General features: G+C 41.2%; 21 protein-coding genes, 1 other RNA gene and 1 pseudogene. 11 read left to right on the forward strand and 12 right to left on the reverse strand.

The genetic code is table 11. The features are described 5' to 3' along the window. Positions 1-11: 11 nt before the first annotated feature. The 3 genes from AC4MCD_RS10065 to AC4MCD_RS10075 all read right to left on the reverse strand — a co-directional run bounded on the left by AC4MCD_RS10065 (position 12) and on the right by AC4MCD_RS10075 (position 3,315). Complete coding sequence (locus tag AC4MCD_RS10065; protein WP_491876017.1) at positions 12-1,259, reverse strand: FAD-dependent monooxygenase; 1,248 nt, start codon at positions 1,257-1,259, stop codon at positions 12-14. Next, entirely contained in the window at positions 1,256-2,464 is a 1,209-nt protein-coding gene (gene ubiH / locus AC4MCD_RS10070; RefSeq protein ID WP_034703738.1) for a 2-octaprenyl-6-methoxyphenyl hydroxylase, read from the reverse strand. The genes AC4MCD_RS10065 and ubiH overlap by 4 nt, the downstream gene beginning before the upstream one ends. Before the next feature lie 410 nt (positions 2,465-2,874). Beyond that, positions 2,875-3,315 carry a BLUF domain-containing protein gene (locus tag AC4MCD_RS10075; RefSeq protein ID WP_004782875.1) on the reverse strand — a complete coding sequence of 147 codons (441 nt, stop codon included), beginning with the start codon at positions 3,313-3,315 and terminating at the stop codon, positions 2,875-2,877. 1,240 nt (positions 3,316-4,555) lie between these two features. Here AC4MCD_RS10075 and AC4MCD_RS10080 point away from each other — a divergent pair. Then, positions 4,556-5,557 (forward strand): acyltransferase family protein, encoded by a 1,002-nt coding sequence (locus tag AC4MCD_RS10080; protein ID WP_491876018.1) that lies wholly within the window; start codon positions 4,556-4,558, stop codon positions 5,555-5,557. Between the two features lie 191 nt (positions 5,558-5,748). Here the strand turns inward: AC4MCD_RS10080 and AC4MCD_RS10085 are convergent. The 3 genes and pseudogenes from AC4MCD_RS10085 to AC4MCD_RS10095 form a co-directional block, all read right to left on the reverse strand. Continuing rightward, a pseudogene (locus AC4MCD_RS10085) lies at positions 5,749-5,992 on the reverse strand (DUF378 domain-containing protein). A 393-nt stretch (positions 5,993-6,385) separates the two neighbouring features. Further along, positions 6,386-7,720 (reverse strand): Xaa-Pro aminopeptidase, encoded by a 1,335-nt coding sequence (gene pepP / locus AC4MCD_RS10090; RefSeq protein WP_491876019.1) that lies wholly within the window; start codon positions 7,718-7,720, stop codon positions 6,386-6,388. Positions 7,721-7,873: 153 nt separating this feature from the next. Further along, a complete protein-coding gene (locus AC4MCD_RS10095; RefSeq protein WP_034170482.1) occupies positions 7,874-8,506 on the reverse strand; it encodes a UPF0149 family protein in 633 nt (210 codons plus the stop codon). A gap of 65 nt (positions 8,507-8,571) precedes the next feature. On the opposite strand from AC4MCD_RS10095, the gene AC4MCD_RS10100 reads away from it, so the two are divergent. The 5 genes from AC4MCD_RS10100 to lon all read left to right on the forward strand — a co-directional run bounded on the left by AC4MCD_RS10100 (position 8,572) and on the right by lon (position 13,153). Further along, positions 8,572-9,129, forward strand: coding sequence for a hypothetical protein (locus AC4MCD_RS10100; protein WP_004782884.1), 558 nt, complete (start codon positions 8,572-8,574; stop codon positions 9,127-9,129). Further along, entirely contained in the window at positions 9,126-9,413 is a 288-nt protein-coding gene (locus AC4MCD_RS10105) for a cell division protein ZapA (protein ID WP_005234746.1), read from the forward strand. The genes AC4MCD_RS10100 and AC4MCD_RS10105 overlap by 4 nt, the downstream gene beginning before the upstream one ends. A gap of 97 nt (positions 9,414-9,510) precedes the next feature. Further along, a non-coding RNA gene (gene ssrS, locus AC4MCD_RS10110) (6S RNA) lies at positions 9,511-9,695 on the forward strand. Between the two features lie 302 nt (positions 9,696-9,997). Continuing rightward, positions 9,998-10,579, forward strand: a complete 582-nt coding sequence (locus AC4MCD_RS10115) for a 5-formyltetrahydrofolate cyclo-ligase (protein WP_262737935.1) — start codon at positions 9,998-10,000, stop codon at positions 10,577-10,579. A gap of 147 nt (positions 10,580-10,726) precedes the next feature. After that, positions 10,727-13,153, forward strand: a complete 2,427-nt coding sequence (gene lon / locus AC4MCD_RS10120; protein WP_034703702.1) for an endopeptidase La — start codon at positions 10,727-10,729, stop codon at positions 13,151-13,153. A 63-nt stretch (positions 13,154-13,216) separates the two neighbouring features. On the opposite strand, the gene AC4MCD_RS10125 is transcribed toward lon, so the two are convergent. Continuing rightward, positions 13,217-14,176 (reverse strand): M28 family peptidase, encoded by a 960-nt coding sequence (locus AC4MCD_RS10125; RefSeq protein ID WP_491876020.1) that lies wholly within the window; start codon positions 14,174-14,176, stop codon positions 13,217-13,219. Positions 14,177-14,331: 155 nt separating this feature from the next. On the opposite strand from AC4MCD_RS10125, the gene rlmH reads away from it, so the two are divergent. The 3 genes from rlmH to AC4MCD_RS10140 all read left to right on the forward strand — a co-directional run bounded on the left by rlmH (position 14,332) and on the right by AC4MCD_RS10140 (position 16,619). Beyond that, positions 14,332-14,814, forward strand: a complete 483-nt coding sequence (rlmH, locus tag AC4MCD_RS10130; RefSeq protein WP_004782895.1) for a 23S rRNA (pseudouridine(1915)-N(3))-methyltransferase RlmH — start codon at positions 14,332-14,334, stop codon at positions 14,812-14,814. Between the two features lie 106 nt (positions 14,815-14,920). Next, a complete protein-coding gene (locus AC4MCD_RS10135; protein ID WP_491876021.1) occupies positions 14,921-15,697 on the forward strand; it encodes a dioxygenase family protein in 777 nt (258 codons plus the stop codon). A 139-nt stretch (positions 15,698-15,836) separates the two neighbouring features. Beyond that, positions 15,837-16,619 (forward strand): DUF4377 domain-containing protein, encoded by a 783-nt coding sequence (locus AC4MCD_RS10140; RefSeq protein ID WP_491876022.1) that lies wholly within the window; start codon positions 15,837-15,839, stop codon positions 16,617-16,619. Between the two features lie 70 nt (positions 16,620-16,689). On the opposite strand, the gene gdhA is transcribed toward AC4MCD_RS10140, so the two are convergent. After that, on the reverse strand, positions 16,690-18,033 hold the full coding sequence (gene gdhA, locus AC4MCD_RS10145; RefSeq protein ID WP_419363336.1) for an NADP-specific glutamate dehydrogenase: 1,344 nt from the start codon (positions 18,031-18,033) through the stop codon (positions 16,690-16,692). Between the two features lie 347 nt (positions 18,034-18,380). Here gdhA and AC4MCD_RS10150 point away from each other — a divergent pair, with 347 nt between their 5' ends. Both AC4MCD_RS10150 and nth read left to right on the forward strand, forming a co-directional pair. Then, positions 18,381-19,172, forward strand: a complete 792-nt coding sequence (locus AC4MCD_RS10150; protein ID WP_491876023.1) for an RnfABCDGE type electron transport complex subunit B — start codon at positions 18,381-18,383, stop codon at positions 19,170-19,172. Between the two features lie 4 nt (positions 19,173-19,176). Beyond that, positions 19,177-19,890, forward strand: a complete 714-nt coding sequence (gene nth, locus AC4MCD_RS10155) for an endonuclease III (RefSeq protein ID WP_491876024.1) — start codon at positions 19,177-19,179, stop codon at positions 19,888-19,890. A 36-nt stretch (positions 19,891-19,926) separates the two neighbouring features. Here nth and AC4MCD_RS10160 read toward each other — a convergent pair whose 3' ends face one another. The 4 genes from AC4MCD_RS10160 to AC4MCD_RS10175 form a co-directional block, all read right to left on the reverse strand. Beyond that, positions 19,927-20,136: a hypothetical protein gene (locus AC4MCD_RS10160; RefSeq protein ID WP_491876025.1), complete on the reverse strand. Its 210-nt coding sequence runs from the start codon at positions 20,134-20,136 to the stop codon at positions 19,927-19,929. 82 nt (positions 20,137-20,218) lie between these two features. Continuing rightward, positions 20,219-20,878: an adenylate kinase gene (adk, locus tag AC4MCD_RS10165; protein ID WP_004782907.1), complete on the reverse strand. Its 660-nt coding sequence runs from the start codon at positions 20,876-20,878 to the stop codon at positions 20,219-20,221. A gap of 82 nt (positions 20,879-20,960) precedes the next feature. Beyond that, positions 20,961-22,277 (reverse strand): hypothetical protein, encoded by a 1,317-nt coding sequence (locus AC4MCD_RS10170; RefSeq protein ID WP_491876026.1) that lies wholly within the window; start codon positions 22,275-22,277, stop codon positions 20,961-20,963. Between the two features lie 65 nt (positions 22,278-22,342). Continuing rightward, positions 22,343-22,861 carry a hypothetical protein gene (locus tag AC4MCD_RS10175; RefSeq protein ID WP_491876027.1) on the reverse strand — a complete coding sequence of 173 codons (519 nt, stop codon included), beginning with the start codon at positions 22,859-22,861 and terminating at the stop codon, positions 22,343-22,345. Between the last annotated feature and the right edge of the window lie 66 nt (positions 22,862-22,927).

A 22,927-nucleotide genomic window follows, 5' to 3' on the forward strand; every position in this document is an offset into this window, starting at 1 on the left:
ACATTCGGCCGCTAGGCTGAATAACGTGTATCTTTGAGTAAACTTAAACCATTCGCCTGAGCCATAAATGCATCTTTCAGGACTGCCTGTTGCTCGACCTGTTTCAGCCCGAAATTACGTGCCCACACCACTGGGAAAAGCTCTGTAGTTTCCATCCAGCCAATCGCCGACATGCTATGCATCATCGCATCATTCTGGCCTTTACGGCGATGCTCATAACGTTTCAAGGTCTGTTCATGCGCCCATACCCCACGCGCTTTGTCATGCAGCAACACATCACAGAGTACAGCAGCATCCAGACAGCCGATATTAACCCCTTGTCCAGCGAGCGGATGAATCACATGCGCAGCGTCACCAATTAGTGCCAAGCCATCTCGTACATACTGCTGTGCAGCACGAGCTTTGAGTGGGAATTTAGCCCGCGGTGTCGCTTCCAGCACTTCACCCAGCATATGATAGCTTTCACGGGTCAATAGCTGAGTGAATTCAGCATCTGATAATGCTGCATATTCATCGGCATAATCATCAGGTAATGTCCAGACTATGGATTGCCAGTGGCCTTGCTCTTCTTCTTTAAGACTTGCCATTGGCAGATAAGCCAAAGGACCGGTTTCCAGAAAAATCTGACGGGCCACATGCTGATGTGGCTGGGCTGTTTTAATCGCACAGCTGATCCCAGCCTGTTTATAGTCCAGTACATCAATATCAATAAAGGCTTGCTCGCGCACAAAGGAGTTCGCGCCATCTGCACCAATAACCAGCTTGGTTTTGAGCTGGGTGCCATCTGCCAGATGAATGATCCAGACATCTACTCCACGTTCAACCCGGCTAACTTTGACCTGTGTACGGTAATCTTGCACCTCTTCAAGCATCTTTTGCTGAATGGCCAGATTCAGGATACTAGGTTCCACCATTGAGCCTAGCGCCTGCTCTACAGAAGGTGTTCTTTCTGAAGAATGACCAAAGTTAATTTCACCGTAGCCATTTTTATTCCAGACCTGCATTCCAGTATATGGCTGCTGGCGTGCAAGTTTGTCCCACACACCCACAGTTTTTAATAAATGAATAGTCGCCTGACTTAGAGCCAAAACCCGCGGATTGGCTACGCTTAAAGTTTTGTCTGCATCCAGAATAGGCGCAGCATCCAGCACAGTTGCTTGCACACCACCTTGAGCGAGTAATAAAGCCGTTAGACCGCCTACCAGACCGCCACCAACAATCACGACATCTAATACATCAGAACTTGGATTCAGACTCATGCTTTTAACCCCATGGCATAGTTAGCGACCAGTGGCTTGATACCAGGAATAGTATCAAAAGCAATCAGTCCGGTATTGCGGATCAGTTTCAAGAATGGATTCTGGTTACTAAAACCACGTACGACTGAATCACAGAACTTGATCACTCTTTGCTGGTCATTCAAACGGGATTTCTCATAGTCCTGTAATACCGCTGCATCACCTAAGTCTGCGCCTTGTGACTGCTGCTCTTTCAGGTAGCGCACCAATACATGCGCATCTCGCATACACAGGTTAAAACCCTGACCCGCTACTGGATGAATCGTATGTGCAGCATTACCCATCAAGACCACACGGCCCACAGCCTGTTTCTCTGCTAATACTTGGGACAATGGAAAACTGAAGCGCTTACCTGTTTTCTGGAATTTACCGGCACGATCGCCATAGGTTTCTTGTAAGGCATTCAGGAAATGCTGGTCATTTTCTTCACCCAGCCATTCTCCTTCCGTTCCTTTCTTCACAGGCCAGACCACAGAACGACGATATTCACCTGGAAGTGGTAATAAGGCTAAAGGTCCTAGGTGGCTAAAGCGTTCAAAGCCAACATGATTATGTGGTTTAGAAGTTTGAACGGTAGTGACAATGGCGACCTGATCATAGTCATGCTCTGAAGCCCCAATACCGAGCGCTTTACGACAGAAAGAATCACGCCCATCAGCAGCAATCACCACTTTAGATTGAAGTTTCAATAAAGCATCGCCACGTTGTGCTTCAAGATAAGCAAACTCAGCATCTTGAGTCAGAGAACTTACCTGAACCCCATCAATCAGTTCAATTAAAGGTTCTTTTTTGACTTGAGTTAGCAGTACACGACCTAGCCAGGCATTTTCAATGACCTGACCAAAACTTTCGACTTTTTCCTGTTCTGCAATTAAGCGCGCCTTACCAAAACTGCCCTGCTCAGTGATATTCACTTCAAGAATCGGCGTTGCATGTTCCTGTAAGGCATCCCAAAGCCCAAGTTCCTGATAAATCTGTACACTACGGCGTGACAAGGCACTATTACGCGCATCAAAACTGGAATGATAGGGTGCAAGATTTACATCATCATAATCTGGATATTTGATTGCTTCCAAAAGCTTGACTGCAATATTGGTTTTCGCCAACATCAGCGCGAGACTCAGGCCGACCATACCACCACCGACAATGATGACTTCTTGTTGCATGCTGTAATCCTTTCAATGGCGTACCTATATACATAGATACTTATAATCATGATGAATTTTATATTAGCCTAAAAAATTTCTTTTTTATAATAAATTAGGTAGCGGTTTCGAAGCGAAGTCTGCTTGTGGTTAATTTATAGCTCAACTGAACGTCCTACTTAAATTTTCAAAATACCGAAGTGTCGGCTACCTGATGAAAAGTAGAAGAATTTTGCACTGATTATTAGGTTTAAAAGCTTGGCTTGGTATGAAATGATAAGGATGAGATCTGGATATATTTTTTTGAATTAACAATATTTATATTTTTGAATTTATAAAATATTTTTTATTTAACTTATTTAAAGTAAATACTCATTTTAAAAAATCATGCGATACAGGACTAAAGCTTATATCGCATGATGATGTAAGGATTAACTTGCTTTCAATGTATAGGCATGGTCATTCAAACTTGCCAATATCTGAATAAATTGAGGAATGGTCTCGGCATTCAAGGTATAAGGATTGAATTCATCCAAATTATGTTCGGCAAAGAATCCAAGAATATCCTGATGGATATTGGCATATTTCATATGCCAGTCTGAGAAGAGTCGATCATTTACATCTTCAAAATACAGAACTTCACAATTTTTATGTCGAGGATCTTTCAAGATTTTTTTATAGAACAGATCTTCAATCTTGTTCCTATCTCCTTCCAGACATTGAACAAAGTAACCATTTCCATAATACAGAGCCCCAAAAATCGCATTACGTGAATTGAAATTCAACGCTTCTGTAAGAATATTGAATAGATCATTCATTGGATCTTCGCAGTCGTACAACTTACTAACATATAAAAGTCTTGCGTCGCTCATTGTCTACCTCAATATTTTAGATTATGTACATTACTCAATATTTTTCTGTTTAATATATATAACTGATTTTATAAAAATTTCTATGATCAGATACAAAATAATTTATCAAATAGTAAAATAACTTGAAAAATAAAATGAATTTTTATATAAATTCAGTCACTTGCTTTTAATATGCATTTTCCAAATATTTCTATATTAAAAATCTTCAAAATTTTGCTATTTGAGATCTGCTATCAAGTATCAGTTTTTTACTTTCTAAATGCTCATGTAATTTGAGTACCAGTTATCTTTGCCAGAACATCAGCAAGCCAGCAAAAATGTAAATCAGTGATTTGTTCTCGATCAATAGTGCAAGTGCTACGAATGCGATAGCAAAGATGAAGGAACGGATTAAAGTCGCGCTGTTCAATTTAGAAACGACAGTCTAAGTCGAGCTCAAGCAACTTATTAAGTATGTACATTCTTCTTCTCTTTTCTCAAAATATTTTTAAAGGGTAATTGTTTTTAATTTCTAAATGATACAAAAAACATGCCTATTTAATAATCAATTGTGTACTCTTTGACTTACAGCTATTCAAGTTCTTAACCCCTATTTTAGTTAAATGAATTTTCATATGATGATTTCATCAGGAACAGGGAGTTCCACATAAGAATAACAATAGATAAGCACAAGGACGGTAAGGTACGACAGGAGTTATACCAAGCTAACCAATACGAAGAACCCCGGTAGGATGCCGGGGTTTTTTATTATCTAATGATTAAAATTTGAACATAATACTGAGGTTTCCAAACAGAAATCTTAGCAATTACTGCTAAATATATCTTTCATTTATGTATAGAAAATTCCCAAATTTTGGTGTGAAGAAGATAATATATAGGTGATCTTTGAATTGATTCATCAATGGTTTCTGGAATTTCTTTTATTAGGTTGAGCACTTTTACTTTTTATTAAAATTTTGAAACATATTTTAAGCCGACTAATAAATAATAATAATTAATAAAAAATTCAATTTTCATTTATTTAAAATACTCTAGCAAACAATTGGATTCCTATAAAATAGGCTACTTTTATATAAAAATAACCATAATAATTTTAGATTAAATAATCGGTAATATTCACGGTCTTTCACTAGGTATATTTGTTAGACAAACATTGAGTATGGTAGTTTAAATTAAATACTTTAATAAAATAATAACTATGCTTTATTCAGTGCAATTTCTTAGGGGGATTGCTGCCTTAATGGTAGTTATAAGCCATACCTCCTTTAAAGGACAACAATACAATGTTGATACGCTCCAGTGGTATCACATAGGCGGTTCTGGCGTTGATTTATTTTTCATCATCTCTGGCTTTATTATGTGTTATACAACATATAATAAAAAAGTTAATTTTCTAAATTTCATGAGAAACCGATTCATCCGAATCATTCCTCTTTATTGGGTTCTCAGTTTTTTTGCTTTAATTGTATTTCTCATTTCTCCAAATCTTATAAATTCATCCGGTGGTGAAACAGGAATTTTCGAATCCTTCTTTTTAATTCCGAATGGCAGTAAATTTTTAATTAATAATGGATGGACTTTAAGCTACGAATTTTATTATTATTTTATATTTTCTTTTTTCCTGATTTTTTTATTAAAAGACTTATATAAATATCTTTTTATCATTCTATATTTTTCAGTTGTTGTGGCTATAGGTTTAATACTCCAACCAAAATCTGAATTTCTGATGTTTTTAACCCATAATCTTTTGCTTGAATTCGCTTTAGGCGTTCTGGCATTTATCATTATAAAAAATACTAGTCTTTCCCGATTAATGTCTACATTTATGATTCTTGTCGGTGCTTCCCTATTAGCCTATCAAAACTTTTATAAACTACCTGATTTCATCACCTTGAGATCATTAAAAATCGGGATCCCAATGTTTTTCATTTTTGTTGGATGCGTAGCTTTAGAAGACTTAATCACAGAAACTAAATCACTAATTTTAAGATTCTTTAATCATCTTGGAGATTCATCTTACTCTTTATATTTGATTCACCCTTTTACTTTAAGCCCAGTCGCTATGGTTTTAAATAAGCTCAATATATTAAATCCTTACCTATTTAGTTCTATACTTATTACCTCTTCGATCTTAGCAGGTTCTATTACTTATCTGGTTTTAGAAAAAAGGTTAATTAAATTAGGCAAAGAACCATTTAATTTCTTTAGGTATTTTTATCCGGTAGATAGAAAAAACTTATAGATATTTTTTGATCACTTTATACGGTTTTTATCGATTTAAAATTTTATCTAGGTTGACTAATTTAGAAATGGAAAACGGAGCTTAAGCTCCGTTTCTGTTAAATGTCCTTTATATCTTTTAGATTAACTAATCTGTTATAGAAATCAGTTAATTAAAAAAAATATCAATGACTTCAATTAACTTTTAGTCAGTTAACGTACTACTCGAGCTTGAGACTCATGATGTACATCACGTCGACCCAATTTTGTACCAGTATAGATCAGATACAAGGCAGACAAACCAACCAATACATAGATAATTCGAGATAGTGCACTCATTTCACCAAAGATGGCAGCGACTAAATCAAAGTTAAACGCACCAACCAGACCTCAGTTGATGCCACCAATAATCGCTAAAGAAAGCATAAGCAATCCAGTCAAGCGTATTTAGTCTCATCATTTTTCTCCTGCTCTTCTTTGAGTTTATTTAAGGAACAGGTCAAGTATGAGAACGAAATCGGAATTAAGATGTTGCTTTGATGCTAAAAACTCAATTGCTGTGTTGAATTCCTGTCATCTTATAATTCTCAATTTTAACAAAGTTAATTTTATTTGAATAAGTCGCGATTAACGTAAGTAAAAGTCTTGCATGTTTCTCGATAGTATCTTTGTTCTATCTAGCTATTGGATAACTTATTGCCTAAGAAATTAATCCATTTTTTCTTAAAATTTTATAAATATTCATTTTAATATCAATAAATTAAAAAATTACTATCATTCACGATTACATTTTTAACTTTCTACTATATAAAAAAGCCGGTGAGATCACCGGCTTTTTTATATCTTTCATTTAAGCAGCATGGGCTTTGGCCATTAAGGCTTCAATATCTTCCACGGTTTTCACAACTTTTGCAGTTAGCACTAGTGGGCCATTTTTGGTAGCAATCACATCATCTTCAATCCGGATTCCGATACCACGCCATTTAACATCTACAGTTTCATCATCTGGCGCAATATAAAGACCTGGCTCAACGGTCACGACCATACCTTCTTCATATGCACGCCATTCACCGTTAGCTTTATATGTACCTACATCATGTACATCCATACCGAGCCAATGCCCAGTACCGTGCATATAGAACTGGCGGAAACTTTCAGTCTGGATAATTTCGTCAATCTTCCCCTGCATAATCCCAAGATCAAGTAAACCTTGAACCAGAATGCGAACTGCCACATTATGCGGCTCTTTATAAGAATTCCCGATTTGAACTGCATTGATCGCAGCAATCTGTGCATCCAATACGACATTATATAAAGCTTTTTGTTCCGGGCTGAATTTACCATTCACCGGGAACGTACGGGTAATGTCCGAAGCATAAAACTGATATTCACAGGCAGCATCAATCAGAACCAGATCACCATCTTTCAGTTCTTTGTCATTTTCCACATAATGCAGAATACAGGCATTTTCACCGCCACCAACAATACTGTTGTAGGATGGTACACAGCCATTTTTACCAAAGACATAATTCAGTTCAGCTTCTAAAGCATATTCCATCATGCCTGGACGAACTTTCTGCATAGCCAATGTATGCGCTTCTGCAGAAATATCTGATGCAAGCTGCATCAGTTCAATTTCATTTTCATCTTTATGAAGACGCATTTCATCAACGATACGATCCAGCTGCATGATCTGTGCCGGTGCAGAATTACCACGGCGGCTTTCACCACTGGCTGTTGCAATCCATTTAGCTACACGTGCATCAAATTCGGCATTTTGACCAATCCTGTAGAAAAGTTTATCTTTGTTCTGAAGTTTGGTGAGAATTTCCTCATCCAGTAGATCAATCGCATAAGCTTCGTCCGCTTCATAATCGTCAACGGCGCCATCCACTCCAGCACGGTAACCGTTCCAGATTTCCATTTCGCGATCACGTTCACGGCAGAACAGACTATAGGTATAACCTTCTTCTTCAGTATCAAAAGTTTCAATTACTGCAACTGCTTCAGGCTCAGCAAATCCGGTCAGGTAAAAGAAACTGCTGTCCGCCCGGTATTTATAATCTGCATCGCGGTTACGCAGGGCGACCGGGCTGGTGGCAATAATCGCGATACTACGTAATCCCATTTCCCCTGCGAGGATGTCACGACGTTCCTGAAAATCGGCTTGAGTCAGTTTCTTCATTACACCTTACTTCTTATCAATTGCTACTGTTATTTAAAATTTGGTCCTGAAAATAGGTTAGATTAATTTACTATCATCTTCATGAGAAGAATCAGCAAAAAATATGCCGGTTTTCAGAACCGTTTTTTAATTTGTGTTTAGAACCGCTTGAACTTAACTCGGACGTTTCGGCGAGAAAATTTCAACTACAGATTGCGCTTCAGTCGCAGAAGCTGGAGCTGGTGCTTTTTGCGTGAATTTCTGCAATAAAGGTGTTTCTTCAACCTCTACTTTTTTACGACCGACGGACAGACTTACCGGAATCAGACGAACAAACTCATACAGCTCCTGATAGCTTTCTTCGCCTTCGGCATCGTCATCAGAATCTTCAAACTCGACTGCTGCAACATCTTGTAAATGTTCAATCAGTTCCATTTCATCATTACGGATATGACCTGAGGCCAGACCGAAACCAAGCACTACACCTGCACACCAGTCAGCCAGTGCCTGAACGCGTTCAGCCAAGCTATGCTCATCATCTGGTAGTAATGGCAGATAATCCAGTTCATCTTCAGACAGCGCATGAAATATGTCTTCTGCCTCACCCGTTAACAATTCTAATGCTTCAGGATTCAGTTCAGGAACATCTAGCGTTTCTAAAATCTGTACCCATTCATCACTTGAAGGTGCCTGAGTGACACAGACAATTCCAGTAAGCAAACCATGCAGTTCGCTTGGGCTAGAAATTTCTTCAATTGAAGAAAAATTGCGGTACCATTCTGACCAACCTGAAATATCGTCTTGCATTCGTTTATCCAATCTCTATACTGCTTTATATATTACCTTTGTTTGCAACACTGTGCGACCTCGATATGTTAGAAGAATTACAGCGTCTACAAGTGCATATTGGCGTTTTAAAAACGCGACTTGCACAACTTGAAAGTGAGAATACCAGTTTACGGGAGAAGCAAGAGGCTTCAAGCGTGCAACATGAAACTCAAATTGAACAAAAAAATAGCTTTATTGCGCAAAAACAACAAGAAATCCAGAACCTCAATCAGCAACTGACAGAATCACGTAACCAGTTTCAGCATTTAAACCAGGATGCTACAGCACTGGCAGATCGTTATAGCCGTCTGGAAAAAAGTTGTACTGATCTAAAGAACCGTTTTCAGGAAATTCTGGCTGAACGCAATGAATTACGTGTGCTGAAAGAAAAGTTATTGCTGGAACAGCGTCATGCCCAGCAGGAAATTCAGCGCCTGAATCAGGAATCTGAACGCCTTACCCAGAAAAATGAAAATGCCAAGGCTAAAGTTGAAGCCATTATTCAACGTCTGGCGATTTTGGGAACGGCCCAAGACCAAAATGCACAGGAAATTCAGCAATTGGCCCATCCTACTGAAGTGACTGAGGAAGCTTCATCATGAGTGAACAAATCGCAATCGACTTAAAGGTATTGGGTCACAGTTTCCGTCTGGCCTCCACTGCGGATCAGCAGGATGAACTACAGCGTGCAGCGCAATTACTCAATGAAAAATACGATGAATTTCGCCGTAAAGCACCTCGTATGGAACCAAGTAAACTGATCATTATGGTGGCACTGGAACTGATGCAGGAAGTATTGACGATGAATAAATCCCTGCAACAATATGCGCACTGCGAACGTTTGTTACAAACTATTTTGGAAGAAGTTGAAGAACTAACTGAATAATCGAGTTTTTTGTTTAAACTTCGGTCGTTTGACTAAACTGTTTACAGTTCACGAACAGCATAGAGTTGCCACATCAGCATTATCGTTTATACTTAGTCTAACTCTGAGATGTTCGCCAGCGGGTCAGATTCCCCTGAGCCGATATTTAAATCTTAGGATTGAGTTCTGCATATTTAGAGTGTATGCCCATCCGGTATGGGAAACCCAGCAAGTATGCGTCTCGTCCACCTTGAACTTTAGGGTTCAAGGGTAATGACATGCAGCGGCATCCTCGGAGTGCTTCTATTTTTCTCAAAATATTTCATTATTTTTCTTCTTTTCTAAATCTCAAATTTATTGCATTTTTCCTGGTTTAGCGTCCTATACCCGTACCCTTTTCGTCTTTTAAAAAGTTGACTAAATCTAATTACAAATCAAGCAATTCACCATTAATGTTTTATTATTTTTAAAATTTAATCAAAAATTCATACAGATGCCTATAATACTCGCTATGTTGCTACCCTCTATTTAAGTTATGGCATTTTATTAATCTAATTTATTAATTCTAATACCCTATAATCCTGAAGACCATATTTATGACGACGATGAATCTTTCCGAACTTCGCAAACAGCTGCGTAAACAGCGCCGTCAACTCTCTCGATTTACTCAGAAACAAACTCAACAACGTATCCTGAATATGATTCGGACTTTGCCAGAATTTCATGCAAGCAAATCTGTGGGGGTTTATCTGGATGCTTTCGGTGAGGTTCGGACTCAGGCGCTGATTGAATACTGCTTTAAGCATCATAAACGGGTTTATCTCCCCAATATTTGCAATATGAACCAGCAGCTCACATGGGTAGAAATTAGTCAGAATCAATATCGTTCCCAACGTTTTGCTCATCATCGGTTGGGAATGCGTGAACCCATGGCAACTCGTGGCTTGCATGTCTCAAAACTGGATCTATTGGTAATGCCATTATTAGCCTGTGATCAATATGGTACCCGGATTGGTATGGGCGGTGGCTACTATGATCGTACGCTGGCAACAGCAGCGCGTCGTCCTTTTCGCCTTGGACTGGCGCATGACTTTCAGCGTGTGCCACAGCCTTTAGTCCGAGAAACATGGGATCAGCCTTTAGACGCTCTGCTTACGCCTACACTTTTACAACGCTTTAAGCGTTAAATGATGTATTTCCAAATACATAAGTACTTTAAAATCACATAATTAGTCATTTTTTATACAATTTAGTCGCTATAGCCCTTGTAATTTTTAAATTACCCATCACTATTAAAAACATGGCAACACCGTTGTCACTCATTAGGAGTGCCCATGTCTGAAATTATTATGAATCAAGAAACCTTAGAGCCTCAGGTTCCAAGTGTATTACCACTTTTGGCGCTACGTGATGTGGTGGTGTACCCACACATGCAAATTGCGCTATTTGTCGGTCGTGAAAAATCGATCAATGCAGTTGATGTGGCTCGTAACAGTGACAATCTAGTATTTGTAGTTGCGCAAAAAGATTCGCTTACAGAAGAAATTGATCACGACAACTTATATCAATACGGTACTGTCGCGAAGATTGTGCAAGTTGTGAATCACGAAAATGATGAAAACTGTATTAAAGTCCTGATTGAAGGACTGTATCGTGCCAAGCTCAAAACCATCATTGATGAAAATGAGTATTTGACTGCTGAGCATGAACTTAGCCCAATGACTGTATCAGTCGATGAAACAACTCAAGCTACGCGCTTGCAGGAGCTGCGTGCCCTGTTCGCTCAGTATGCTGAAGCAAAACTTCGTAATGCTCGTGAGCTGATTGCAGCTGCGAATAAAATCGAAGACTTGCTGCAACTGTTATTCTTCGTAGCGACCCGTGTTCCTTTGAATATCGAAGTGAAACAGAAATTCCTGGAATACGACGAGTTCGATGCACATTTAACTGAGTTGATGACGTATTTATTGCAACAGTCTGAAGAACAGCAGATTGAACAGACTTTGCATGATTCTGTTAAACGCCAGATGGAAAAGAATCAGCGCGAATACTTCCTGAATGAAAAAATGAAAGTCATTCAGCGCGAGCTTTCCGATATGAATGGCGGTGCGGAAGATGACGTTGCGGAAATCGAAAAACGTCTGGCTGAAGCTGATCTGCCTGAGCATGTGCGTAAGAAAGCGGAATCTGAGTTCCGTAAGCTCAAAGCAATGCAACCGGCATCTAGCGAAGCTGCAGTAGTTCGTAACTATCTGGAAGTGATTCTGGATACCCCTTGGAACAAAGCCAGCAAAGTTAGCATTAACCTGAACAAAGCTCAGGAAATACTGGATGCCGATCACTATGGTCTGGACGACGTCAAAGACCGTATTGTGGAATACCTAGCGGTTCAGTCTCGCGTGAAAAAATTACGCGGTCCAATCCTGTGTCTGGTCGGTCCTCCTGGTGTAGGTAAAACTTCACTAGGTGAATCGATTGCCAAAGCGACTGGTCGTGAGTTTGTCCGTATGGCCCTCGGTGGTGTACGTGATGAAGCTGAAATCCGTGGTCACCGTCGTACCTACATTGGTGCGATGCCAGGTAAGATCGTGCAGTCATTGACCAAAGTTGGCGTGAAAAACCCGCTGTTCTTGCTCGATGAGATCGACAAGATGGCTCAAGACTACCGTGGTGATCCAGCTTCTGCGATGCTTGAAGTACTTGATCCATCACAGAACAACAAGTTCAACGATCACTATCTTGATCTGGACCTTGACCTGTCAGAAGTGATGTTCATCTGTACTGCCAACAGCATGAATATTCCTGAGGCCCTGCTGGACCGTATGGAAGTGATTCGTCTGCCTGGTTATACCGAAGAAGAGAAAGTTAACATTGCTGACCGTTACCTTGTTCCTAAAGCAATTAAGAACAATGGTTTACGTGCTAAAGAGTTGACTGTGCATGAAGAAGCGATTCGTGACATCGTGCGTCGTTATACTCGTGAAGCCGGTGTTCGTAACCTTGAACGTGAAGTGTCTAAAATTGCACGTAAGGTAGTGAAAGAAGCGGTTAGCAAGAAAGCTAAGAATCTTCAGGTTGAAGTGAATGCGGGTAATCTTCCAGATTACTTGGGTCCACATAAATTTGACTACGGTATGGCGGAAGAAGAAGCTCAAATCGGCCGTGTGAATGGCTTGGCTTGGACTTCAGTGGGTGGTGAGTTACTGACTATTGAAGTTGCGGCAGTACCCGGTAAAGGGAAATTCATTACCACCGGTTCACTTGGTGATGTAATGAAAGAATCGATTACCGCTGCCATGACTGTCGTTCGTACCCGTGCGGCTGAGTTAGGCATCGAAGCTTCCCGCTTTGAAGAAACTGATGTGCACGTGCATTTACCAGAAGGTGCGACTCCGAAAGATGGTCCATCTGCAGGTTTGGCCCTGACCACTGCCCTAGTGTCTGCATTCACCGGTATTGCGATTCGTCCAGATATTGCGATGACAGGTGAAACCAGCTTAAGTGGCCGTGCAATGCGTATCGGTGGTCTGAAAGAGAAACTGCTTGCTGCGCACCGTGGTGGCATTAAACTGGTGTTCATTCCACAGGAAAACGTTCGCGACCTTGCGGAAATTCCTGAGAATGTAAAAGAAGGCCTAGAAATCAAAGCTGTGAAATCGATTGATGAGATTTTACCTCTGGCTTTGATTGATATGCCGAAAGCACTGGTCAAACCACCGATTGTAAAAGCGAGCGAAGAAGCTAAAGCTGCACGTCATTAAGACCTAAAGGCTTCGAAAAACACCCTGCTCTGGCAGGGTGTTTTTGTATCTGAGCGAAGATAATCAAAGGCGAACCACCATATCAACCAAACCATTCACGACCTGAGTCATCTTGGTCAGATCCAGTTTATCGAAGGTATCCTGCTCGGTATTGTAGTAAGGATTACGATAATGCGCTGTGTCTGTAATCAGCATAGTTGAATAGTTAAACTTGGCATAATTCAGATAACCAGAGAAATTCATGTCCTGAGCGAATGTCGGACTGACAAAACGCTGACAGTCCAGCCGCTTGAAACGTTGCATGGACGTACAGTAATCTCCTGTCAAACCGGCTGATGCCAAATGTCCAATCACAGCAATAAAGTTTCCATGCCGTGGATAGATCCATTTCAGACCTGTCGGATAGGTCTGCACTAGATTTTCATCATAATAGCCAATAGAATCCAGAATAATGACACCTTTCACTTTCTTTTTCTGGGTCTTTAATGCTTTGGCATGTAGATAGCTTCCCATATGTTCAGTCTTGAAATATGGTGGCTCCTCCAGTGTATAGAAAGCGAACTCGATATTATGTTTGATTTTTGACTTTTGTAAGGCCAGCAATCGGGCTGTTTCCAGTACCCCTGCCACACCGGAAGCATTGTTATCTGCTCCATACAGATCACTAAAGACATCATAATGCGCGCCAATGACCAGTTTGGTTTTGGCTTTGGTATTCAACTGACACACCACATTTCTATAGCTTAGGCTATTTACAATATAGTTTTGGAACTGACATGGAATACCCAGTAGACGCATCTGTTCTTTGAGCCAGGCTGAAACCCGGTTTAATTCACTGGTATTTTTAAAATTCCGGTATTCGTCCACACTGATAATCTGTTTGATAAATAGTTCCAGATGTTCCGGCTGAGCCTGCTTGGAGGAAAAATTTGCAGGCGCAGCAAAGCTCATGACTGAACTGGTTAAACCGAGAATAATTAGTAGAAAAGTGCAATATCTTTTAATAATGAGACTGGTCCGCATTTCTTATTATCCATTCCTTTATTATCAAGCGGATACTTGAATCATGGATATTAAAGCAACATTAAATTCATGATTTCAATTTCAATTTGTTTCCCTAGCTCAACTTCGTGTTGTTTGATCGTTATAATGAAGTATCTAATTATTGATCCAGTTCTATGAAAATCCGTATCTTAACCATTGGCCAGAAAATGCCGGCTTGGGTGCTGACAGGCTTTGAAGACTATTTCAAGCGTATTCAGCCTTTTGTACAGACTCAGGTGGTTGAATTACCAATGGCGAAACGGGGCAAAAACGATTCTGAAGCCGATATTCTGAAATACCGGAATATTGAAGGTGACAGTATTTTAAATGCCTTAAAACAGAATGAAGTCCTGATTGCACTGGAAGTCGGTGGCCGTGAGTTTAGTACAGAAAAACTGGCTGAAACCATGAAAGGCTGGATGCTGGAAGGTCATGATATTGCCTTGGCGATTGGTGGGCCAGATGGCCATTCTGAAGCAGTCCGAAAAGCAGCAGCCTGGCATTGGTCCTTGTCTAAACTCACCTTGCCACATCCGCTAGTCCGTGTAATGCTGATTGAACAACTGTATCGCGCTATGAGCATCAACCATAATCATCCTTATCACCGTGCAGGCTGATCTGTTGATGCGTTCTGATTATGCAACGTTTTGTTGAATAATCACCCCTGCCTTTGCTTCCCTTTTTATTGCATGATTAAAACATTGAACTAATGTGGTTTGACTTATGAACTTACAGACTTTGCCCGGCTTATTTATTTCTCATGGTTCTCCCATGCTCGCACTCAATCCTGAGCAGGTTGGCCCGGCATTGCACCGTTTAAGCCTGAATCTGCCACGACCAACTGCCATTATTGTTATGTCGGCACATTGGGAAAGTGAAGCTCTGGAAGTCAATACAGGTATCCGTCCTGAAACCTGGCATGACTTCCGTGGCTTTCCACCTAAGTTGTATGAGTTACGCTACCCAGCTCCCGGCAATCCAGAGCTGGCTGAGCAAGTCTTGGGCTTATTGGCCAATGCCGGTTTCTCTGCACATGCCAACAGCACCCGTCCGCGTGACCATGGCGTCTGGATGCCGCTCTTACATATGTATCCGGAAGCAGATATTCCTGTGGTTGAAATTTCTTTACCGATGTCGATGAGTGCAGAAGAGATTTACAAGATTGGCCAGACGTTGGCGTCACTTCGTGAGCAGCAGGTTTTCCTGATCGGGTCAGGGAGCATTACCCATAATTTGCGTGAATTGTCCTGGCAGGGAAATAGCGATGAAGTTCCGGAATGGGCATCGACCTTCCGTAACTATGTAGCCAATAAATTAACCCATAGCGATTTTGATGCCGTTCTGGACTGGCAGTCTATTCCTCAGTTAAAACGTAATCACCCAACGCTGGAACACTTTGCTCCACTGTTCTTTGCTATGGGTACCGGCAACCGTTTCAGTATTGTGCATAGCAGTTTTACGATGGGCGCTTTGGGAATGGATATCTACCGTTTTGACTGACAGTTAACTTCAATCATTTAATATCTGACTTTTTAATTTGGATACATTTTGTTAGCAAAAGCTACGATTTGTATCCATATTTTTTGTTAATCTCTTGATTATAATCACGTTGAAACTTTAGCACATAGAATATAAACCAATGAAATTCAGTATTTTTGCGCTTGCCCTGCTCCCTTTGGCTTTAACTGCATGTCAATCTTCTCATCTTCCTGCCACTTCAGGAGATCCGATTATTTCTACTCTATCCACTACATTAAAAACGCCTACACAAATTTTGCCCGCTTATACTTGGGAACTTGATCGTGGGCTGCAACGCCCGATTGTTCTTAGCTTTGACCAACAAGGCAGACTGAGTGTAGCTTCTGGCTGTAATGGCCTTGGCACGAGCTGGACTGTTAAAGATAATACCCTGAGTACGGGTGACATGATGGGTACCATGATAGCGTGTGATGCACCATTAATGGAACAGGAACGTTTTATCAGCCAGCTTCTGCAAAAGCGTGATATTCCGTTTAGTCTGGATCTAAGTGATGCCAATCAGCCGAACCTGAGTATTACTGCAGCTGATGGTCAAAAATATGTCTTTACCGGAAAAATGACACCGGAAACCAAATACCAAGGTCAGGCAGAAACTATTTTCCTAGAAGTTTCACCACAGACTAAAGCCTGTACGGGTGTAGCTCAACAAACCTGCTTGCAAGTAAAAGAAATCAAATATGATGAAAAAGGCTTAAAGACTCAAGTCGATAAAGACTGGACTTTATTTTACGATCAGATTGAAGGTTTTCAGCATACACCGAATGAGCGTCAGATTATTCGGGTCAAACGTTATGAAATTAAAAATCCGGCAGCTGACCAGTCTAAATATGCCTATGTATTCGACATGGCTGTAGAGCGTGAAACAGTCAAAGGCACTCTTTAAAGATAAATACTGTACATAAAAAAACCGAGGCATTCACCTCGGTTTTTTTCAAGCTTAAACTAAGTCAGACTTAGAATACGCCTTGAGAAAGCATTGCATCAGCAACTTTTACGAAGCCAGCGATGTTTGCGCCGTCTACATAGTTTACAGTACCGTCTTCTTTAGTACCGTATTTCACACAGTTGCGGTGAATTTCTTTCATGATCGCATGCAGACGTTCGTCAACTTCTTCGAAAGTCCAGCCTAAACGCAATGCGTTTTGAGACATTTCAAGACCAGAAGTTGCTACACCACCGGCGTTAGATGCTTTACCTGGAGCATAAAGGATTTTCGCTTCAACGAATTTCTCAACTGCATCCAGTGTAGAAGGCATGTTCGCGCCTTCAGCAACACAAATTACGCCGTTTGCAAGAAGCGCTGCTGCATCATTCGCATCAAGTTCGTTTTGAGTCGCACATGGAAGCGCGATATCACATTTGATACCCCAAGGACGTTGACCTTCAAGGTATTCAAAACCGTGTTTAGATGCAAATTCAGAGATACGGCCACGTTTAATGTTTTTCAGTTCCATCACTTCAGCAAGAAGCTCTTCAGTGAAACCGTCTTTAACGTGAACAGTACCCGCAGAGTCAGATAGAGAAACAACTTTAGCACCCAAGAACATTGCTTTTTCAGCAGCGTACTGCGCAACGTTACCAGAACCAGAGATTGTTACCACTTTATCTTTGAAGCTTTCGCCACGAGTTTTCAGCATCTCTTCAGCGAAATACACTGTACCGTAACCAGTTGCTTCTGGACGAGCCAGAGAACCACCGAAAGTCAGGCCTTTACCAGTGAATACACATGAAGTGTCATTGCTGAGTTTTTTCATCATACCAGCCATGTAACCAACTTCACGGCCACCCACACCGATATCACCCGCTGGGATATCTGTATTAGAACCAAGATGACGATAAAGCTCGATGATTAACGCTTGGCAGAAACGCATGATTTCGCCTTCTGATTTGCCTTTAGGATCAAAATCAGAACCGCCTTTACCACCGCCCATAGGCAATGTAGTCAGGGCATTTTTGAAAGTTTGCTCGAAACCGAGGAATTTCAAAATAGAAAGGTTCACTGACGGGTGGAAACGCATACCACCTTTGAATGGACCAATCGCTGAGTTGTACTGTACGCGGAACGCACGGTTAACCTGTGTTTGACCTTGGTCATCTACCCAAGCAACACGGAACTGGATCGCACGCTCAGGTTCAACTAGACGTTCTAGTAAACCATGTGCTGCGTATTGTGGATTCTTTTCAATGAATGGCCACAAACTGGTCATCACTTCTTCTACAGCTTGAAGAAATTCGGGTTGATGTGCATCACGTGATTTTACGTAATCTAGGAACTCATTAAGTGTGTTGTATTTCAACGCTTAATCCTCAGCAGAAAATTGATCAAAATTGGTCAAATTTACAATCAATGTTAAATTTTGGCGCAAAATATTAAATATCTTTTGTAACTAATCTACAATACTTTTTTGAAAAATAGTTTAAATTTAATTTGATAACAATTATTTATATTGATTATGAATATTTTTTCTGTGTACTTAAATGCCAATTGAATCAATGCTTAATTGTTAATTTATGCCTAATAATAATGCACAAAGTGACCCTTAATCGTGCATAACTTAGTTCCTTAAAAACATGTTAAAATCATTAAATTGACATATTTTGTTTCATTCACTCTAAGGCTCAGCCCGAGCAGCCTAGGTTATTCATGAATTCGCAAATCTCTCTAGTCCAGTCTATTGATGCTTTATTGCCCCAAACCCAGTGCGGTTTATGTGGTCATCGTGATGGCTGCTTGCCCTATGCTCAGTCCATTGCTGAGGGCGAAGATGCCAATAAATGTGTACCGGGTGGACAGCCCGTCGCTGATGCTCTGGCAGCATTGTTAAATCGTTCTAAACTGCCCGCTGAAGAAAGTGTTTGGTCAATTCAGGCGGATGGTCGTCCTCAGCGCATGAAAGCCATCATCCGTGAAGATGAATGCATTGGCTGTACCAAATGCATTAGTGCTTGCCCGGTCGATGCGATCATTGGCTCAGGCAAATTGATGCATACCGTGCTCACTGACTTGTGTACCGGCTGTGAACTCTGCATTCCACCTTGCCCGGTAGACTGTATTGATCTGGTCGAAGATCTTCAGCCTTTACCAACTGAAGCTCAGCGTATTGCTGAACAGGATGATTTGCGTAAACGTTACTATGCGCATATTCAACGCGAAGAAAAACGTCGCATCGACCGTAAGGGACCTGTCGTTCGTGCCGAGATTAATACTGCCCTATTTGCCCAGTTCTCTGCTCAGGTCGATCAGGTTCCTGTCATTGAAATCGTGCAAAAACCAGCCGATGAAGTGGTTACACTTGATGCCAAAACCACGATTGAGCTTGCCAAATTACGCACACAAATCAAAAAGTTAGAAAAACAGCTTTCGGTCCGTGAGGATGTACGCAAACGTCTTCAACTTGAAGAACTGACCCAGCAATTACAGGCTTTACAGGGATAAGATCATGACAACAGCAACAGCCAAGCCTGTAAAAAACATGACTAAAAAACAGATTCAGACTTTCTTTGAGCGCCTGCGCGAGCAGCGTCCGAATCCAAAAACTGAATTGAATTATTCAAGTCCATTTGAATTATTGGTTGCAGTGACCCTGTCTGCCCAAGCTACGGATGTGAGCGTGAATAAAGCCACCGATAAACTGTTTCCGGTCGCCAATACACCGGAAGCAATTTATGCACTTGGTGTGGATGGGCTGAAGGAATATATTAAAACGATTGGCCTGTATAATTCCAAAGCTGTGAACGTCATTAAAGCCTGTGAAATGTTAATCAAGAAGCATAACAGCGTGGTACCGGACAATCGTGCAGATCTGGAAGCCTTACCCGGTGTAGGACGCAAAACAGCGAATGTGGTGCTGAATACCGCCTTTGGCCAGCCAACCATGGCTGTGGATACGCATATTTTCCGTGTCGGTAATCGTACCGGTTTGGCAGTAGGTAAAAACGTGCTTGAGGTCGAGCATCGTCTGGTCAAAGTGATTCCAAAAGAATTTATTATTGATTCACATCACTGGCTGATTTTACATGGCCGCTATTGCTGCATCGCACGTAAACCGAAGTGTCATGAATGTGTGGTCGCCGATGTCTGCAATTGGCCCGACCGTTTTGAATTTGGCGCAGGTCGCGCAATTCCGGTGAAAAATATTGAAGCTGGACGCTAGGTTCAGCTTTTTTAATTTAAGTACTCGAAAAGTTTTTTATTTTTTATTTTGCTCAGTTTGTTCTTGCTTACGCTTTTGTTCAAGCTCGGCCTGTAATTTAGGATGCAACTGACGCTCAGGCACCTTACCGACATTTTCGGCACGTTCTTCCTGACGTACTTTTTTCAGCATCTTGAAGCTGAGATAGAACAGCGCAAACAGTACTGCCAGAAATACAATCATCAATCCCAATACAGCAAATTTCACAGCAGATCCTTTTGAACAACGCAATAAAAAGAGCCCTAATATGACTTAGGGCTCTTTGAAAGTCAAAATGATCAGAAACCGATTATTTTGCTTGATCCAGAATCGCGAAAAGATCTTTTTGAACTTCTTCGATTGGACGTAGACCGTTTAACTTGTCATAAGTCGGTGCATTTTCGCCTGAAGCTGCACGGCCTTGATAGAAGCCAACCAGCTGTTCAGTTTCAGTGTGGTATGAACCTAAACGGCGACGAATAGTTTCTTCCTGGTCATCTGGACGTTGTACCAGATCTTCACCAGTTTCATCATCTTTACCTTCCACTTTTGGCGGGTTGTAAACGATGTGATAAACGCGACCAGACGCCGGGTGTTGACGACGACCAGATAGACGTTGAACGATTTCTTCATCCGGCACATCAATTTCAATTACATGATCAATTGCAATGCCTTCTTTTTCCAGCGCTTCAGCTTGAGGAATCGTACGTGGGAAACCATCAAAGATGCAGCCATTTGCACAGTCAGGTTGTGCAATACGCTCTTTGACCAGACCAATGATCAATTCATCAGAAACCAAACCGCCATTGTCCATGACGCTTTTAGCTTGTAGACCTAATTCAGTTCCTTCACGAATTGCAGCACGGAGCATATCACCGGTTGAAATTTGTGGGATATTGTAGCGCTTACAGATCAACTGAGCTTGTGTACCTTTACCTGCTCCAGGTGGTCCGAGTAAGATAATGCGCATATATAAACATCCTCATTTTTTAACTATGTATAAGATACCCAGCTTCACACGACCAAAACGTGTGCTGCTCTTTGGCATCTAATTATAAGAAAGCCACAAACAAATGGATTAAACCCGCAACAAAACCGGTAACTCCCCCCAGGATAATCAAGATCCATTCATCTTCCTGAAAAGCAGGACGTAATAGATTCTGAAACTCGTTAGGCGTCAAATCACGTATGCGGTCTCTAAACATTTGGTAGATCTTCTGTGCACGGCTCGCATTAAACGCAGGGTCGCTTACAGGCACCATCGTAATTTCAATCGAGCGATCGATCAAGTCTGTCTTGAGTTTTGCATACTCTTTTGGTCCTAAAGACAACTGTAAAGAGGTCCGAACCAGCGGTGTTTCCATAATTTCGTTAATATGACGTTTGACAATACGGCGGGTTTTATCTTTTTTACCACCATACATCATTTCTGTCATGATCGATTTTAGCGTAATCAGATCTTCTGTGACCACACTTGCAAATACGTCAGAGACTTCCTCCTGACGTTTCATAAATGCGCCTTGTATGTTATAGGTGCCAATTCGAGGAATCACCGGCTTGATCCAAGGGAATCTATGATCGGCTGTACGCTTAAAGAATTGCGGGTATTTGATATAGTGCGGTTCTACCGGATTAAATACCATCCAGATCGCAATCCAGTTGGTCAGGAAGCCCCAAATAGCAGCCCAGAACGGTACGGTCCAGTGCCATGGCACCACAAACCAGACCACCATTTGGAACAGGCCAAAGAACATCCCGATCAGGGCACTGATATGCCAGATAAAGTTGATTTCTTTCTGCCCGACTTTCAGGAACATGCGCACCATTAAACGGCGATCACCTTCCATTTGGCTGACCACCATGTCGCGCATATCCACTAGTGACTCGACGTTCATGGTCAGTTCAGTCACTAATTCTTTTAATACCTGTGGCAGCTGTTTATGGGCTTGGGCATAAATACGGCGCTTGATTGAATAAGGCAAGTTTTCCCATAGCACCGTATTACGGTCCATCATGACTTCATCAATCAGATGTTCCAGTTCAAAACCGACCTGTTCCCCGATAATACGTGCCATATCATCCGGGTCCATTGCCTGCAAGAACTCTTGGATAGAACCCAATTTAGATAAGGTATTATCCGTGATAATTCCTGAGATTCTTCCAGCTTTACGCGGCACAATACCTTGCCAGCCAACAGGAACAGGCCCGACATGAAAACCCCAAAAATTAATTGGATAAAACACCATTTTTAGCGCCATCCACACGTGAGCCCATGTTACGAATGCGGTCACCGGGATAATGCTGAGCACTGCCCAAAAATCTGGGCGATTCAAGAAGGCTTGCCACAATTCATTGACGTACTCAAGCATGCATAAATTCCATATTTAATTTTTTGTTCACAGAATACAGGTATTAATAAAGTTGAATATTTTGTCTATAAACCGATACTTAAAGTATAGGAGAATTGTAGTCTAGGTTCAGTTTCGGCTACAACGCGACCATTACTGTCCTGTAATTTCTCCCCCGCCCCAATACCGATACTAAAACTGCTGATCCGTTCTGAACTAAGCAAAACATACGCCAGATCAATACCTCCACCTAAACGGCTTTCGTATTTGCCATCCACCTGTTTGCTATCGATATGACCGGCATAAGCCCCTACATAATAACCATTTTTGTCCTTGCCGGTGAGGTGTGCAGGATAACGAAAGCCGACTTGTGCTCCAACTGTACGATCATCGTTGAGAAAAGCGCCACCTTTCACATAAGCAATCCCATAAGGATTCACCCATTCAGTGTTTAGATGGATAAGTTTCTGGGTAAAACCGACCCCAACATTAAATTCTTTAGGCTCACGATCCTCAGTTCTGTTTGTCGTATTATTCACTTGATCATGTGCATATACCCCATTTGCAAAGAATGCAAATGCCAACAAAGGGTAAACTTTGTTCATTCCTTCACCATCTTCCTTAATTATAGTTTTTGGTAGAGTCCTATTTTTATTTAATTTTGACTTTAT

Source organism: Acinetobacter sp. CAU_H_78 (assembly GCF_058599365.1).